The organism is Nocardioides sp. URHA0020, assembly GCF_000620705.1.
Lineage (GTDB): Bacteria > Actinomycetota > Actinomycetes > Propionibacteriales > Nocardioidaceae > Nocardioides.
The window spans coordinates 388,861-404,342 of record NZ_KK211166.1; the positions used below are offsets into that span (position 1 = coordinate 388,861).

General features: G+C 72.1%; 12 protein-coding genes and 1 pseudogene. 5 read left to right on the forward strand and 8 right to left on the reverse strand.

What is annotated here, in order from left to right; all coding sequences use genetic code 11:
- Positions 1-298: 298 nt before the first annotated feature.
- From N542_RS0106320 to rsmA, 3 genes and pseudogenes are all read right to left on the reverse strand, one after another.
- Positions 299-1,781 (reverse strand): annotated as a pseudogene (locus N542_RS0106320) (ABC-F family ATP-binding cassette domain-containing protein); the annotation flags it as partial.
- The gene (locus N542_RS0106325; RefSeq protein ID WP_028643206.1) at positions 1,774-2,688 is read right to left on the reverse strand and encodes a 4-(cytidine 5'-diphospho)-2-C-methyl-D-erythritol kinase; all 915 of its coding nucleotides are present in this window, start codon (positions 2,686-2,688) and stop codon (positions 1,774-1,776) included. The pseudogene N542_RS0106320 and the gene N542_RS0106325, both read right to left, overlap by 8 nt.
- Positions 2,685-3,563, reverse strand: a complete 879-nt coding sequence (rsmA, locus tag N542_RS0106330; RefSeq protein ID WP_028643207.1) for a 16S rRNA (adenine(1518)-N(6)/adenine(1519)-N(6))-dimethyltransferase RsmA — start codon at positions 3,561-3,563, stop codon at positions 2,685-2,687. The genes N542_RS0106325 and rsmA overlap by 4 nt, the downstream gene beginning before the upstream one ends.
- A 128-nt stretch (positions 3,564-3,691) precedes the next feature.
- On the opposite strand from rsmA, the gene N542_RS23660 reads away from it, so the two are divergent.
- Positions 3,692-6,838 (forward strand): immune inhibitor A domain-containing protein, encoded by a 3,147-nt coding sequence (locus N542_RS23660; protein ID WP_081795042.1) that lies wholly within the window; start codon positions 3,692-3,694, stop codon positions 6,836-6,838.
- Positions 6,839-6,904: 66 nt separating this feature from the next.
- On the opposite strand, the gene N542_RS0106340 is transcribed toward N542_RS23660, so the two are convergent.
- Positions 6,905-8,047, reverse strand: a complete 1,143-nt coding sequence (locus N542_RS0106340) for a resuscitation-promoting factor (RefSeq protein WP_028643208.1) — start codon at positions 8,045-8,047, stop codon at positions 6,905-6,907.
- Positions 8,048-8,234: 187 nt separating this feature from the next.
- Here N542_RS0106340 and N542_RS0106345 point away from each other — a divergent pair, with 187 nt between their 5' ends.
- Positions 8,235-9,521 carry an alpha/beta hydrolase domain-containing protein gene (locus tag N542_RS0106345; protein ID WP_331279573.1) on the forward strand — a complete coding sequence of 429 codons (1,287 nt, stop codon included), beginning with the start codon at positions 8,235-8,237 and terminating at the stop codon, positions 9,519-9,521.
- Positions 9,522-9,602: 81 nt separating this feature from the next.
- Here the strand turns inward: N542_RS0106345 and N542_RS0106350 are convergent, their stop codons facing one another.
- The 3 genes from N542_RS0106350 to rsmI are packed head-to-tail and all read right to left on the reverse strand — an operon-like array spanning position 9,603 to position 12,126.
- The gene (locus N542_RS0106350) at positions 9,603-10,427 is read right to left on the reverse strand and encodes a TatD family hydrolase (RefSeq protein WP_197025879.1); all 825 of its coding nucleotides are present in this window, start codon (positions 10,425-10,427) and stop codon (positions 9,603-9,605) included.
- Positions 10,424-11,275 (reverse strand): alpha/beta fold hydrolase, encoded by an 852-nt coding sequence (locus N542_RS0106355; protein ID WP_036506583.1) that lies wholly within the window; start codon positions 11,273-11,275, stop codon positions 10,424-10,426. Before N542_RS0106355 ends, N542_RS0106350 begins: the two co-directional genes overlap by 4 nt.
- On the reverse strand, positions 11,272-12,126 hold the full coding sequence (gene rsmI / locus N542_RS0106360) for a 16S rRNA (cytidine(1402)-2'-O)-methyltransferase (RefSeq protein WP_036506586.1): 855 nt from the start codon (positions 12,124-12,126) through the stop codon (positions 11,272-11,274). The genes N542_RS0106355 and rsmI overlap by 4 nt, the downstream gene beginning before the upstream one ends.
- Positions 12,127-12,144: 18 nt before the next feature.
- Between rsmI and N542_RS0106365 the strand changes: the two genes are divergently transcribed.
- Complete coding sequence (locus tag N542_RS0106365) at positions 12,145-13,824, forward strand: phospholipid carrier-dependent glycosyltransferase (protein ID WP_081795043.1); 1,680 nt, start codon at positions 12,145-12,147, stop codon at positions 13,822-13,824.
- On the opposite strand, the gene N542_RS0106370 is transcribed toward N542_RS0106365, so the two are convergent.
- Positions 13,821-14,765, reverse strand: a complete 945-nt coding sequence (locus tag N542_RS0106370) for an SDR family NAD(P)-dependent oxidoreductase (protein ID WP_028643214.1) — start codon at positions 14,763-14,765, stop codon at positions 13,821-13,823. The two genes, N542_RS0106365 and N542_RS0106370, sit on opposite strands and share 4 nt — an antisense overlap.
- A gap of 40 nt (positions 14,766-14,805) precedes the next feature.
- Between N542_RS0106370 and N542_RS0106375 the strand changes: the two genes are divergently transcribed.
- A complete protein-coding gene (locus N542_RS0106375) occupies positions 14,806-15,213 on the forward strand; it encodes a pyridoxamine 5'-phosphate oxidase family protein (protein WP_028643215.1) in 408 nt (135 codons plus the stop codon).
- An 11-nt stretch (positions 15,214-15,224) separates the two neighbouring features.
- Complete coding sequence (locus tag N542_RS23665) at positions 15,225-15,476, forward strand: DUF3263 domain-containing protein (RefSeq protein ID WP_051551446.1); 252 nt, start codon at positions 15,225-15,227, stop codon at positions 15,474-15,476.
- Positions 15,477-15,482: the final 6 nt, after the last annotated feature.

Consider the following 15,482-nt stretch of genomic DNA (forward strand, 5'->3'; position numbering starts at 1 on the left):
AGCTCCGAGGCGTCGAGCCACTCGAGCTCGAGCTCGTCCTTCTCCGTCGCCAGCGCGGTGAGCCGGGCACTGAGGTCCGCGAGCCGCGCGTAGTCCTGGGCGTGCTCGAGGATCTCGGCGTTGATGGCGGTCTCCTCGACCGTGATCCGGGCCAGCCGCTTCTCGATCCGGGACACGGCCTTGCGGGCCGCCCGCTCCTCGGCGCCGCCGACCCGCGCCCGGGTCGCCGTGGCCGAGGCGTCGGCGGCCTGCTGCGAGGTCGAGCCGACGTCGAGCTGTCCGGAGGCGAGCCCCCCGGCGCGACGCTCGAGGTACTCGTCCACCCCACGCGGCAGCATCGAGATCTGGCCGTCGCCGAGCAGCGCCCAGACCGAGTCGGTCACCCGTTCGAGGAAGTAGCGGTCGTGGGAGACGACGATCAGCGTGCCGGGCCAGCCGTCGAGGAAGTCCTCGAGCACGTTGAGGGTGTCGATGTCGAGGTCGTTGGTGGGCTCGTCGAGCAGCAGCACGTTGGGCTCGTCCAGGAGCAGCATCAGCAGCTGGAAGCGGCGTCGCTCGCCGCCCGAGAGGTCCCCGATCCGCGCGGTCAGCTTGTCGCCGGTGAAGCCGAAGCGCTCCAGCATCGAGCTCGCCGTGATCTCCTGCCCGTCCGCGGTCCTGGTGATCCGACGGGCCGACTCGACCATCGGCAGCACCCGCCCGTCCGGGTCGAGGTCGTCGAGCTGCTGGGTCAGGTGCCGCAGCGCGATCGTGCGACCGTGCTTCACGCGTCCGGCGGCCGGGGCCAGCGACCCCGCGATGAGGTTGAGCACCGAGCTCTTGCCGGCGCCGTTGACGCCGACGATGCCCACCCGGTCGCCCGGGCCGAGCCGCCAGGTGGCGTGCTTCAGCAGCGTGCGCTCGCCGCGCACCAGGTCGGCGTCCTCGACGTCGATGACGTCCTTGCCCAGCCGCTGGGTCGCGAACTTCTGCAGCTCGAGCCGGTCGCGCGGCGGCGGCACGTCCTCGATCAGCGCGTTGGCGGCGTCGATGCGGAACTTCGGCTTCGACGTCCGGGCCGGCGGGCCGCGGCGCAGCCAGGCGAGCTCCTTGCGGGCCAGGTTCTGCCGGCGCATCTCCGAGGCCGAGGCCTGGCGCGAGCGCTCCGCCTTGGCCAGGACGTACGCCGCGTAGCCGCCCTCGTAGGCGTCCACCGCACCGTCGTGGACCTCCCAGGTCCACTGGCAGACCTCGTCGAGGAACCACCGGTCGTGGGTGACGACCACCAGCGCGGACGAGCGCTTGACCAGGTGCTGGGCGAGCCAGGCCACGGCCTCGACGTCGAGGTGGTTGGTGGGCTCGTCGAGCACGATCAGGTCGTGGTCGCCCAGGAGCAGCTCGGCCAGCGAGCAGCGACGGCGCTCCCCGCCGGACAGCCCGTTGACGGCCCGGTCGAGCGCGACGCCGGCGAGCAGCACCTCGACGATCTCGCGCATCCGGTAGTCGGCGGCCCACTCGTGGTCGGAGCGGCCGCCGAGCACGGCCTCGCGCACGGTGTGGGTGTCGTCGAGCTCGTCGCCCTGGTGGAGGTAGCCGATGAGCAGCCCGCGCTGGCGCGAGACCCGGCCGGTGTCGGGCTCCTCGATGCCGGTCATGACCTCGAGCAGCGTGGTCTTGCCGTCGCCGTTGCGGCCCACGATCCCGATCCGCTCGCCGACGCCGATGCCGAGCGAGACCTCGGTGAGCAGGGGGCGGACGCCGTACGACTTGGAGACGCGCTCGAGGTTCAGGAGGTTAGACATAGGACACCGTGTGCGCTCCCGCGACCGCGCCCGTCGTGACCAGCACGACGTCGTGCGCCGCCTGCAGCTCGGCCGCGGTCTCGCGGGCCTGGTCGGCGGACTCGCAGAGGAAGACGCAGGTCGGGCCGGATCCCGTCACGACCCCGCGCAGCGCTCCGGCGGCCTCGCCGGCGTCGATCAGCCTCGCCAGGTCGGGCCGCAGGTCGAGCGCGGCCGGCTGCAGGTCGTTGTGCAGCGCAGCGGCGAGGGCGCGAGCGTCACCGGCGGCCAGCGCGGCGAGCAGCGGCTCGGGCATGGGGGGTACGACGGGGGCGTCGGGGAAGAGCCGGTCGAAGTGGCGGTAGATCTCGGGGGTCGACAGGCCGGTCGCCGAGGGCACCAGCACCCACCACCACGTGCCGGCGTCGGGCACGGGCTCCACGATCTCACCGCGCCCGGTGCCGAGCGCGGTGCCGCCGACCAGGGCGAACGGCACGTCGCTCCCGAGCTGCGCGGCCAGGGCCAGCAGGTCGTCGTCGGAGGTGTTGGCCTCCCAGAGACGGTCCAGCGCGACCAGCGCGGCGGCGGCGTCGGCCGAGCCGCCGGCCATGCCCCCGGCGACCGGGATCGCCTTGTCGATGTGCGCCTCTCCGGACACGGTCAGACCGTGGTGGGCCGCGAGCAGGGTCGCCGCCCGGTCGACGATGTTGTCGCCGGCCAGCGGCACCTGGCTGCGGTCCATCCAGTCCGACACCGTGACGTCGACCGACCAGCCGTCCGCGTCGGCGACCGTGAGGTCGTCGTACACCCCGACGGCCTGGTAGACGCTCGTGAGGGGGTGGAAGCCGTCCTCGCGCGGCGCGCCGACGCCGAGATGGAGGTTGATCTTCGCCGGCGCGCGCACCGTCAACGTCGTGCCCGGTGTCATGTGGGGAGCTCCTGCAGGTCCGGCAGCGCCTCGGCCAGGCGGACGAAGTCGTGGATGGTCAGTGTCTCTCCTCGCGTCAGCGGCTCGATGGCCGCCTCCGCCAAAGCGGCGTCGACCGCCTCGCCGGGCGCGATGTTGCGCAGCGCGCCGCGCAGCGCCTTGCGGCGGTGGGCGAACGCCGCGTCGACGATCGCGAAGACGCGCTCGCGCGAAACGCTGGTCGTCGGGGGCGCGTGGTGCGTCCAGGCCACGAGGCCGGAGTCGACGTTGGGCGCCGGCCAGAAGACGTTGCGGCCGACGGCACCGGCCCGGCGCACGTCGGCGTACCAGGCCGCCTTCACCGACGGGACGCCGTACACCTTGGAGCCGGGCTCGGCGGCGAGCCGGTCGGCCACCTCCGCCTGCACCATCACCAGGCCGTGCCGCAGCGTCGGCAGCAGCGCGAGCAGGTGCAGCAGCACCGGGACAGAGACGTTGTAGGGCAGGTTCGCGACCAGGGCCGTCGGCGGCGGCCCGGGCACCGAGTCCACCCGCAGCGCGTCGGCCAGGACGACCTCGAAGCTGTCGACCTGCGCCGGGGCGAAGGTCGCGATCGTCTCGGGCAGCAGTCCGGCGAGCTTGTCGTCGAGCTCGATCGCGGTCACCCGGCCGGCGACCTCGAGCAGGGCGAGGGTCAACGACCCCAGGCCGGGCCCCACCTCGAGCACCACGTCGTCGGCCGTGACCCCGGACTCCCGCACGATCCGACGGACGGTGTTGGGGTCGATCACGAAGTTCTGGCCACGCTGCTTGGTGGGGTGCAGGTCGAGCCGCGCGGCGAGCGAGCGCACCTCCGCTGCGCCGAGCAGACGCGGCACGGCGGAGGTCTCGGACATGGGCTCAGCGTAGTCAGCGACAGATGGTTACGAATTTGTGGCCGAAATTGACCGAAATCATCAGTACTGTCCGAGGACTGTCGTTTCCAGCGGCCTCGGGGCCGCTGCAACTCGGAGGGAAACCCTTGATGAGACGTGCCATCTCGACCGTGAGCTCGCTCGCGGTCGCGGCCGTACTGCCGTTCGTCGCTACACCCGCCCATGCCACCGAACCCGGTCTGAAGGCCCCGCCCGCCGCGGCCAAGGACGCGAAGAAGCTCGACAACCGCCCGAGCCCGCTGGCCAGCCAGCGCGCAGCACAGCGCAAGCAGGCCGTCGAGCAGCTCGCCAACGGCGACGCCAAGCTCAAGGGCCGCGGCAAGAGCCGCACGATCCAGCTCGCCGACGGGACCGAGGTCGACTACCCGTCGAGCCAGAGCGCCAAGCTGCTGACGTTCCTCGTGGACTTCGGCGACGGCACGGGCAACCCGGCCTTCCCCACGCAGACCGCGGGGCCGCTCAACAACGAGATCCCGGAGCCGGCCGACAGCGACAACACGACGTACTGGAAGTCGGACTTCAACCGGCAGCACTACCAGGACATGTTCTTCAACGGCATGCCCGAGCAGGGCAACGAGTCGTTCAAGGACCTCTACGACGAGATGTCCAGCGGTCGCTTCGACCTCGAGGGCGACGTGTCCGACTGGGTCACCGTCGACCACCCGGAGTCCTACTACTCCGCCGCGGACGGCGCGGAGAACCAGCCGGAGATGACCAACTTCATCGGCGACTCCGCCAATGCCTGGTTCGCCGCGGCCTCGGAGGGCAAGACGCCCCAGCAGGTCAAGGACTACCTCGCCCAGTACGACGTCTGGGACCGCTACGACATCGACGGCGACGGCGACTACAACGAGCCGGACGGCTACATCGACCACTTCCAGGCCGTGCACGCCGGCGAGGGCGAGGAGGCCGGTGCCGCCCCGTGGGCGATCTGGTCGCACCGCTGGTCGGCCAACATCGCCGGGTACGGCGACGTCGGCCCCACGCCGTCGGCGGAGTGCCCGGCCTGCGCCCCGATCGGTGGCGTCGAGATCGGCAACTCCGGCTACTACATCTACGACTACACGACCGAGCCCGAGAACGGTGGCCTCGGTGTGTTCTCGCACGAGTTCGGCCACGACCTCGGCCTGCCGGACTACTACGACACCGGCGACGGTGACAACAGCAACGGCTACTGGACCCTGATGGACTCCGGCTCGTGGCTCGGCCACGGTGAGGACTCGATCGGCACCGGAGCCGGGCACATGGGCCCGACGGAGAAGCTCTTCCTCGGCTGGTACGGCCCGGAGACCGAGGACGGGTTCGACGACCTCGCGGTCGTCGACGGGCTCTCGGAGGAGCCGCAGGAGATCACCCTCGGCCCGTCGTACCACGCGACGTCCACCGGCAAGCAGGCCGTGCTCGTCACGCTGCCCGACGGCCACGAGAGTGCCGATGGCCCCCTCGACGGCAACTACCTCTACTCGGGGACGCGTGACGGGACGACGGTCACGGCCACCAGCCCCACGATCGCCGTGCCCAGCGGCTCGCCCGAGCTGACGGCGAGCGTGTCGTACAGCATCGAGAACGGCTACGACTACGTCTACCTGCAGGCCACCGACGACGGCGGGACCACCTGGTCCAACGTCACGACCAGCAAGTCGACCGGGGGTGCCGGGATCACCGGGATCCAGAAGGCCTACACGGACCTGACGGCCGACCTCACGGCGTACGCCGGCAAGGACGTGCAGCTGCGGTGGTCCTACGTCACCGACGGCAACACCCACGGGTCGGGCTTCGCGGTCCAGAGCCTCTCCGTCGGCGACTACTCGACGTCGTTCGGCCCCGACACCGACTGGACCCTCAACGGGTTCTACTCCGTGGTCAACGGCCAGTACGAGTACGACTTCGCGCAGTCCTACATGGCTGAGAACCGCACCTTCGACGGCTACGACGAGACCCTCAAGCAGGGCCCGTACAGCTTCGACTACGCGACCTCGGCGCCCAACAAGGTCGACCACTACTCCTACGAGGACGGCCTGCTGCTCTACTACTCGAACGGTGCCTACGGGGACAACAACACCAGCGAGCACCCGGGCCGCGGCGCCAACCTGCCGGTCGACGCCCAGCCCGAGACGATCGTCTGGTCGGGTGACGGCACGCCGTCGGCCGCCAACGGTCGCCTGCAGTCCTTCGACGCGGCCTTCGACGTCGACGAGACCCACGCGGTCTCGCTGACCAAGGAGGTGGCCGCGGGTCACCAGTCCGTCGACCTCCCGGCGCACGCCAGCGTCCCGGTCTTCGAGGACACCGACCCCAACGCCTACTACGACGCCGACGGCGGCGAGGGCTGGTTCTCCACCAAGGTGGCCGGCACGGGCACGATGATCCAGGTGGTCTCGTCCAACGAGACCACCGACGCCAAGGTCCTCAAGATCGGCAGCCGGTTCGTCGCGGAGACCACCGCGGCGGCGTTGACGGGCTCCGGCGCCGTCGACACGACGCTGACGGCCACCGCTCCGGCGTGGTTCCAGGAGGGTGCGGCCACCTCGGCGGCCACCTGGCTCCGCGACGGCGAGCCGATCGAGGGCGCCGACGGCCTGACCTACACGGTCAAGCCGGGCGATGTCGGCCACGCCATCCAGGTCTCGTTCACCGGGTCCAAGGAGGGCTACAGCAGCACCGAGTCGGTCAGCGACGCCGTCACGGCCAAGGAGGGCGCCGCACCCGTGGCGACCAAGGCTCCGAAGATCACCGGCACGGCGAAGGTCGGGTCGACGCTCAAGGTCACCAAGGGGACCTGGCCGGTCGCCGGCACCTCGAGCTTCGTCTGGTCGATCGCCGGCAAGAAGGTCGGCACCGGCACGTCGTACGTCCTGAAGCCCGCTGACGCGGGCAAGCGGGTGACGGTGACCGAGCGGTTCGTCAGCCCGGGGTACGCCGACGGCTCGGCGAGCGCCCTGTCCGCGACCGTCGCCAAGGCGAAGGTCTCGCTGTCGGTGAAGGTCGGCAAGGCCAAGAAGGGCAAGAAGGTCGCGGTCTCGATCCGCGCCCTGTCGCCCGGCTTCACGGTGCCGGGCAAGGTGCGGCTGTCGTACGCCGGCAAGAGCCTCGGCTCGGAGACGCTGAAGAACGGCAAGACCGTGGTGCGGCTGCCCGCCAAGAGCAAGAAGGGCAGCTACAAGCTGAAGGTGTCGTACCTCGGAGCCACCGGGTTCGGCGCGACCAGCAGGACGGTCACCATCAAGGTGAAGTAGTCGCACGAAGCGAAGGGCCCCGGTGCACTGCACCGGGGCCCTTCGTCATGTCTGCGGATCAGCGGGTCAGCGCGGCAGACCCAGCTTGGCCGCGCAGCCCGGCCAGGCGCCGTAGCCGCCGGAGGCGTCGCGGACCTTGGTCGCGATGGCGATCTGGGTCTCGCGGCTGGCGTCGCTGGGCAGCCCGCTGCCGCCGTTGGCGTGCCAGGTGCCCAGGTTGAACTGGAGACCGCCGTAGTAGCCGTTGCCGGTGTTGGTCGCCCAGTTGCCGCCGGCCTCGCACCCGGCGAGCCGGTCCCAGACCGAGCCGCCGCCGGCGAAGTTGGTCTTCGGCTCCTTGGTGCCGACCTTCACGATCTCGTCGACGGGGGCCCGGACGAGGCTCTGCCGGACGACCTTGCGCGCGGCGACGTCGCCGTTGCGCAGGACGATCCGGTAGGTGACGTCGCGCAGACCGGTACGGCCGTCGCGGGCGACCGCGGTCTCGCCCTTGGCCATCGAGTCGTCGTCGCGCTCGACGGTGTCGAAGCCGACGGCCTCGTCGCGGACCCGCTTCTTGAGGACGCGGATGTCGGTGAAGACGAGCTTGTCGCCGTCCTCGAGGACGTGGTCGGCGGCCGGCTCGGTCCGGTCGTGCCTGCCGACCTCGACGCCGAGCTCGTCGAGCGCGTCCTGCACCGTGAGCGCGGTGACGCTGCGGTGGACGGCCTTGCGGCCGCCGAGCTTGACGACCAGGTCCTTGCGGGTGACGACGTCGAGAGACAGGCCCTTGCGCTCGATGCCGCCACCGCGGCTGGTCGAGAGCTCGGCCCCGGCGTACGGGTGGCCGATCTCGACGAGGGCGCGCGAGACGGTCGTGGACGTGACCCAGTAGGTCTTCGCCTTGCCGTCGACGTTGACCTCGAGGGGACGGGCGAAGTGCACGGAGATGCGGGTGCCGTCGTCGATCGCCTGGTCCACGGCCGGCGCGACGTCGTCGCGGGCGGTGACCTCGACACCCTGGTCGGCGAGCACGTCGCCGACGGTGCCGCCGAAGGCGCTGACCTGCTGCGACTTGCCGTCGAGGGTCACGGTGACGGTCTTGCTGAGTGCGGTGTAGCCCCACGTGCTGCCGGCGACGGCGAGCAGGACCACTGCTGCGAGGGTGATCATCAGGGGGCGGCTGGTGGCGGCTCGGCGGAGCCAGGTCGAGTGCTCGTTGTCGGGCACAGTTCTCCGAACGTCGTGCTCTCCGGGCCTCGGGCGCCGGGGCTGGGAAGAGCCCTGGCAGGAGGCGAAATCAGGTCCCGATCCCGGCCATCAGCTGTCCAGACCACCAGCCTTCCCCGGTGATTGCAAACCGAACTTGTCAGAAATGGGCCCGTCGTGACCGGGATCTCGTGGGTAAAGTCACCGCGTGCCCGTCGCCCGGACCCCCTCCTTTGCCCCTCTGACCAGCGGAAACGGTGTCTCGCTGATGACCGCGGCCGCCGGACCCGACCTCGCCGCGCTGGACTGGGTCGAGACCGAGCTCTCCGCCGCGGGGACGGCGGCGTCGTACGGCGGCCACCCCGACGCGGCGTACCGCACCCGCGTGGTCCTGCGGCGTCCGGCGACCGGGGGCAGCGGGACGCTGGTCGTCGAGTGGCTCAACGTCAGCAGCGGCTCGGACGCGGCCCCGGACTGGACCTACCTGGCCGAGGAGCTGGTCCGGCGCGGGCACGCCTGGGCGGGCGTGTCGGCGCAGTACGTCGGGGTCGAGGGTGGGACGGCCGCGGTGGACGCCGGGGCCGGCGTCTCGGGGCTGAAGGGCGTCGACCCCGTCCGGTACGGCGACCTGGCGCACCCGGGCGACGCGTACTGCTACGACATCTACACCCAGGTCGCCCGCGGCCTGGCCGCCGACCTCGGCGCGACCTGCGTGCTGGCGATCGGCGAGTCGCAGTCGGCGTTCGCGCTCACGACGTACGCGAACGTGGTCCAGCCGGACGCCGGGGTCTTCGACGGGTTCCTGGTGCACAGCCGCGGCGGCGTCGGGCTGCCGCTGGGGGCCGTGGGGCGCGGGGTGGACCTGGTCGAGCGGATGGGCGGCGACCCCGTGACGATCCGGACCGACCTCCCGGTGCCGGTGATCATCGTGCAGACCGAGGGCGACCTCTTCGGCCGGCTCGACTACCTGCCCGCCCGGCAGCCGGACTCGGCACTGGTCCGGTTGTGGGAGGTGGCGGGGGCCGCCCATGCCGACCTCGTCCAGATCGGGGAGTTCGAGCCGTTCCTCGGCTGTCCGGACCCGGTGAACCGGGGTCAGCAGGGGTACGTCGTCCGCGCGGCGCTGCGGTGGCTGGAGTCCTGGGCGCGCGGCGGGGCCGCGCCGCCTGCTGCTCCGCGGCTGTCGGTGGTCGGTGCGGGCTTCGAGCTGGACGCGGCCGGCAACGTGGTCGGCGGCGTCCGCACGCCCGTGGTGGAGGCGGCCGTCCAGGTGCTCTCCGGCCTCGCCGCTCCCGACGCCTCCCCGATCTGCGCGCTCTTCGGGCGCACGCTGCCGATCCCGCCCGAGGTGCTGGCCGACCTCTGGCCGTCGCGGGCGGCGTACCTGACGGCGTACGAGACGGCGACGGATGCCGCGATCGCGGCCGGGTTCGTGCTGGCGGACGACCGCGACGCCGTACTCGCGGACGCCCGGCCGGACCTGCTGCCCGCTTGACTCCTCGGGCACTTCGTCAACTTCTGGGGGCGTGCAGAGGCCGAGAAGTTCAGGGATACCCGGTTAACCGGGTATCCCCGGCTACCACGCCCCCCCGAACGCCACCTCCGTGTTGCCGTCGATCGCAGCGCAGAGATCGGCGAGGTCGTCACCGCGGACCTCGGCCATCGCCCGGACGGTGAGCGGCACCAGGTAGGAGGCGTTGACCTGGCCGCGGTGCGGCGTCGGGGTGAGGTACGGCGCGTCGGTCTCGACCAGCACCCGGTCGAGGGGGGTGATCGCGAGCGCGTCGCGCAGGTCCCCGGCATTCTTGAAGGTCACCGTGCCGGCGAAGGACAGGTGCGCGCCGCGGTCGAGGCAGGCGCGGGCGAAGGCGGCGTCGCCGGAGAAGCAGTGCATCACCCACCGCTCGGGCAGGCTTTCGGAGTCGAGCACGCGCAGCACGTCGTCGTGGGCGTCGCGGTCGTGGATCACCAGCGTCTTGTCGAGCCGCTTGGCGAGATCGATGTGCCGTCGGAACGACTCCTCCTGCACGGCCCGACCCTCCTCGCCGGTGCGGAAGTGGTCGAGCCCGGTCTCGCCCACCGCCCGCACGCGGTCGTGCGCGCCGGCCAGAGCCTCGATCTCGGCCATCGCCTCGTCCAGGGAGTCCAACCGGGGCGCCTCGTTGGGGTGCAGGGCGACGCCCGCCACCAGGGAGGGGTACGCCGACGCGGCCTCGACCGCCCACCGGGCACCGGGCAGGTCGCAGCCGATCTGCACGATCCGGCGTACGCCGACCGCGGCCGCCGCTGCCAGGGCCTCCGGCACCGGGACCGCGGGGTCGTCGCCGCGCCCGATGTCCAGGTGGCAGTGGTTGTCGACGACCGGGTGCGGGAGCGGCTCCGGGGCCGGCGGTCGGGTCACGAACCGTCCTCGCTCGCGCGCACCCGCCCGATGATCGCCGCGGCGCAGGCGTCGGCCGCCTGCGTCGGGATCCAGTGGCTGACCCCGCTCAGCTCGATGAACTCGTACGGCGCGTCCACCCACCGAGCCGTGGCCTCGGCGCCGCCACGGGTGATCGCGATGTCGCGGTCGCTCCACACGAAGGTCGTCGGCACGGTCGCCTTGTGGTCGGTGGAGCCCGGCTTGAGCAGCGGGAGCGCGCGATACCAGCCCAGCGCGTGCGGGAGCGCGCCGTACGCCACGATCTCGCGGCGGAAGCGAGCGACGTCGTCCTCGCTCATGCCGGCCTTGCGCATGCTCTGGTCGAAGGGACCGCCGGCCACGCGGGCGCTGAGCTCCGGCAGCAGCGGCACGTTGAAGAAGGCCATGTAGCGCGAGCGACGGCGCTGGCTCCTGGACTTCATCGCCCGGGCGAACGCGGCCGGGTGCGGCACCGAGATCGCCGTCCAGCTGCGCACCAGGTCGGGGCGACGGAGCCCGACGGCCCAGCCGACGGCCGCGCCCCAGTCATGGCCCACGAGGTGCACCGGACCGCCGATCTCCTCGATCAGGGCGACGACGTCGCCGACGAGGAGCTGCATCCGGTAGTCGCGACGGCGGCGCGGCCGGGCGCCGGGCGAGTAGCCGCGCTGGTCGAGCGCGATCGTGCGCAGCCCCTCCTCGTGCAGCAGCGGCGCGACCAGGCGCCAGGTCGAGCTGCGCTCGGGGAAGCCGTGCAGCAGCACGACCGGGGTGCCGTCGCGCGGACCCTCGTCGAGGACGTCGAAGGTGAGGCCGTCGTGGTGCAGCGTGCGGATGTGATCGCTCATGCCTTCTTCTCTCCCCCGTGGACGAGGTTGTAGACGTCCCGCTTCGGTACGCCGGCGCGCCGCGCGACCTCGACGATCGCGTCCTTGCGGCGCTCGCCCTCGGCCTCGAGCTCGGCCACCGCCGCCAGCAGGCTGGCGGGGTCCGAGCCGACCTCGGCGTACGGCGCCGCTCCGGCGACGACGATCGTGACCTCGCCGCGCACCCCCTCGCCCGCCCAGGTGACCAGCTCGGCGAGCGGCCCGCGGCGTACCTCCTCATGGGTCTTGGTCAGCTCCCGGCACACCGCCGCCGCCCGCTCGCCGCCCCAGGCCTGCGCCATCGCGGCCAGCGCCGCCTCGGTGCGGTGCGGGGCCTCGAAGAAGACCATGGTGCGCTGCTCGCGCAGCAGGTCGGCGAGCCGTCGTGACCGCTCCCCCGGCTTGCGCGGCAGGAAGCCCTCGAAGCAGAACCGGTCCACCGGCAGTCCGCTGACCGCCAGCGCGGTCAGCACCGCCGACGGACCGGGCACCGCCGTGACGACGATGTCGTGCTCGACCGCGGCGACCACCAGCCGGTAGCCGGGGTCGGAGACGCTGGGCATGCCGGCGTCGGTCACGAGGAGGACCCGTTCGCCCGCCAGCAGCGCCTCCAGCAGCACCGGGGTCCGCGCCGACTCGTTGCCCTCGAAGTACGACACGATCCGGCCGGTCACGGTGACCCCGAGGTCGTTGGTCAGTCGGCGTAGCCGGCGGGTGTCCTCGGCAGCCACGACGTCGGCCGTCGCCAGCTCCTCGGCGAGACGCGGTGGAGCATCGGCGACCCGGCCGATCGGCGTGGCTGCGAGGACGAGCACGCCGGCGTCAGGAGTCACGTTCTAGAGTCTTCCACCGTGACGACCGCCGCGCCGCCCGAGCCCCCGAAGGAGCGTGTCGGCCTCTCCACCAACGCCGCCGGCAACGCCGTACCTTCGGCGTGGCAGCGGGCCCGCGCGCGGGTGCGCGCCGAGGACCCGTTCGTCGGGTGGGCGGGCAGCATCGGCGTCGCCCTGATCGCGCTCTTCCTGCGGCTGTGGCACCTCGGCCGACCGCACGAGTTCGAGTTCGACGAGACGTACTACGCCAAGGACGCCTGGTCGATGCTCCACCACGGCTACGCGCGCGACTACGTCGACAAGGCCAACGACAACATCCTCGCCGGCCAGACGACCGGCCAGTGGAAGTCGACCCCGGAGATGGTCGTCCACCCCGACGTCGGCAAGTGGCTGATCGCGCTGGGCGAGAAGGCCTTCGGCATGGACCCCTTCGGCTGGCGGGTCTCGGCGGCCGTGGTGGGTGCGCTGATGGTGCTGGTGATGTGCCGCCTGGCGCGCCGCCTGACCGGGTCCACGCTGCTGGGCTGCATCGCCGGCCTGCTGCTCTGCTTCGACGGCCTGCACTTCGTGCTGTCCCGGCTCGCGCTCCTCGACATCTTCGTCGCCTTCTTCATCCTCTGCGGCGTGCACTGCGTCGTCGCCGACCGGGACTGGTACCGCGCCAGGATGGCCCGGCTCGTGCCCGAGCAGATCGACGACACCCGGGCCTGGGGTCCCGTACGCCGGCTGCTCCTCCGGCCGTGGCTGCTGGCGGCCGGCATCTGCTGGGGCCTCGCGTGCGGCACCAAGTGGGAGGCCGTCTACCCGATGGCGGCCTTCGGGCTGCTCGCGTGGCTCTGGTCGGCCGGGGCGCGGCGCTCGTTCGGCGTCCGCTGGTCGGTGCCGAGGTCGGCGATCGTCGACGGCATCCCCGCCTTCGTGCAGATCGTGCTGGTCGCCCTGGTCGTCTACGTCGCGAGCTGGACCGGCTGGCTCGTCAACGCCCACGCCTACGAGCAGGACCTCTCCGCGACGCAGTACACCCACTACGCCGGCGGCAAGGACTGGCCGACCGCCACCGAGCCTGACGCGAGCGGCCTCGGGGAGGTCACCCAGTCGCTGCGGTCGCTCTGGTACTACCACCACGACGTCTACGACTTCCACACCCACTTCCTCAACGACAGCACCCACACCTACGCCTCCAAGCCGTCCGGCTGGCTGCTGCTCAACCGGCCGGTCGGGGTCGCCGCCGACACCGACATCAAGCCGGGCACGCAGGGATGCGACGCCCCGGCGGGCAGCGACTGCCTGCGCCAGGTGCTGCTGCTCGGGTCGCCGGCCGTCTGGTGGGCCGGGTGCCTGGCCCTGCTGCTGGCGGTGGTGATGTGGATCGGGGCGCGGGACTGGAGGTACGGCGTCGCCGTGGTCGGCGCGGCCTCGACCTGGCTGCCGTGGTTGCAGTACGACGACCGCCCGATCTTCTCCTTCTACGCGATCATCACGCTGCCGTTCATGGTGCTCGCGATCACGCTCGCCATCGGCCAGCTGCTCGGGCGCTCGACCGCGCCCTCGCCACGGCGTACGGCCGGCGTCGTGGTGGCCGGCGCCTACCTGGTGCTGGTGCTGCTGAACTTCGCCTGGTTCTGGCCGATCTGGACCAACGGGCTGCTGACCCACAGCGAGTGGATGGACCGGATCTGGTTCACCCGCTGGATCTAGAGGCCCAGCAGCTCCTGCACCCACGACCACATCCGGTCACGCTCGGCGTCGCCGGTGCGGGTACGCCGTAGGAGCTGCGTCGGTCGCGGCTGCCGATCGTGCCAGAGCCGACCGCCCGCGGGAGGCGGCTGGGTCGCGGAGATCCAGACGGTCGTGTCCGCACCCTCGGCGGCGTCTCGCAGCAGCGGACCGGTGATCTTGCGGAAGGTCGGCAGCGACTCCGCGACTCCCGGGGTGTCGGCCCAGCCGGGGTGGGTCGCGTGCACGTCGACGCCGCGCGGCTGCCAGCGTCGCTGGAGGATCGGGAGCAGCTCGATCTGGGCGCGCTTGCTGCGCGCGTACGCCGTCGTGCCCGAGTACTTCCCGGTCACGAACTCCGGGTCGTCCTCCCGCAGCCGCTGGGTGTACATGCCACCGGAGGTCACCATCACCACCCGGCCGTCGCGCAGACGGTCCCCCAGCAGCTCGGTCATCAGCACCGGCGAGAGCACGTGCAGCGCCATCGTCATCTCGTGACCCTGCGGCGACTCGGTGCGGGTCGGCGGCATCGCGCCGGCATTGTGGACGAGGACGTCGACGTCCGCCGAGTCGGCCGCGACGAAACGCCGTACGTCGTCGAGGTCGGCCAGGTCGCAGCGCTGCACGTCGAGCCTCGCGAGCGGTCGCCGGCCCTGGATCTCACGGACGACCGCGGCGCCCTTGTCGGTGTCGCGCACGACCAGGACGACCTCGGCGCCCAGCGCGGCCAGCCCCTCGGCGGTCGCGGCGCCCAGCCCGCTGCTGGCTCCGGTGACCAGGGCCCGCCTGCCCGCCAGGGCGTCGGTCGGCGGGTCGGCCGGCCAGGTCGACAGGCGCCGGCGTACGGCGGGGCCCAACCGGGTGTAGCCGGGCGCGACCGTGCGGTCCATGGCGGTGTCGATGAGCCGTGCGAGGCTGGGCATGCCCCGACCGTATCCAGTGGGGGCGTGCCAGCATGTGCGGGTGACCTCCTGGCAGCCCGACTGGGCCGACATCCCTTCCGCGCTCCTGGAGTTCTGGACCGAGCGCCACCTCTGCACACTCACGACGCTCCGCGCCGACGGCCGACCCCACCTCGTGCCGGTCGGGGTCGCGCTCGACGTCGAGCAGCGCTGCGCGTGGGTGATCACCAACGGCTCCTCCCGCAAGGCCCGGCACGCCGCCGCCGACGGTCGGGTCGCGGCCTGCCAGGTCGAGGGTGGTCGCTGGTCGACCATCGAGGGCACCGCCGAGGTGCTCTCCGACGAGGTCTCCGTCGCGCGTGCGGTGGAGAGGTACGCCGCGCGCTACCGCACCCCGAAGCCCAATCCGCAGCGGGTGGCACTGCGGATCGAGGTGGACCGGTTCCTGGTCTCCTCCGGCCTCGTGTGAGGATCTGTGCCATGGACGACCTCACCGACCTCGACCGCGAGATCCTCGCGTTCGAGGACGACTGGGTCACCCACGCGGGCGCCAAGGACGAGGTCATCCGCGAGCGGTTCGACCTGACCCCGACCGGCTACCACCAGCTCCTCAACCGGCTGATCGACCTGCCGGCCGCCGAGGCGCACGCGCCCCGGCTGGTCCGTCGGCTGCGCCGGCGCCGGACCGCCCGCCACGAGGAGCGCAGCGCCCGGCGGTCCGCCACCGCCTGACCCGTC

Bases quoted from the DNA above. Each gene is read 5' to 3' on its own strand.
- rsmA (WP_028643207.1), bottom strand. From the start codon at position 3,563: ATGTCCGAGACCTCCGCCGTGCCGCGTCTGCTCGGCGCAGCGGAGGTG.
- N542_RS0106325 (WP_028643206.1), bottom strand. From the start codon at position 2,688: ATGACACCGGGCACGACGTTGACGGTGCGCGCGCCGGCGAAGATCAAC.
- N542_RS0106355 (WP_036506583.1), bottom strand. From the start codon at position 11,275: ATGAGCGATCACATCCGCACGCTGCACCACGACGGCCTCACCTTCGAC.
- N542_RS23660 (WP_081795042.1), top strand. From the start codon at position 3,692: ATGAGACGTGCCATCTCGACCGTGAGCTCGCTCGCGGTCGCGGCCGTA.
- N542_RS23665 (WP_051551446.1), top strand. From the start codon at position 15,225: ATGGACGACCTCACCGACCTCGACCGCGAGATCCTCGCGTTCGAGGAC.
- N542_RS0106370 (WP_028643214.1), bottom strand. From the start codon at position 14,765: ATGCCCAGCCTCGCACGGCTCATCGACACCGCCATGGACCGCACGGTC.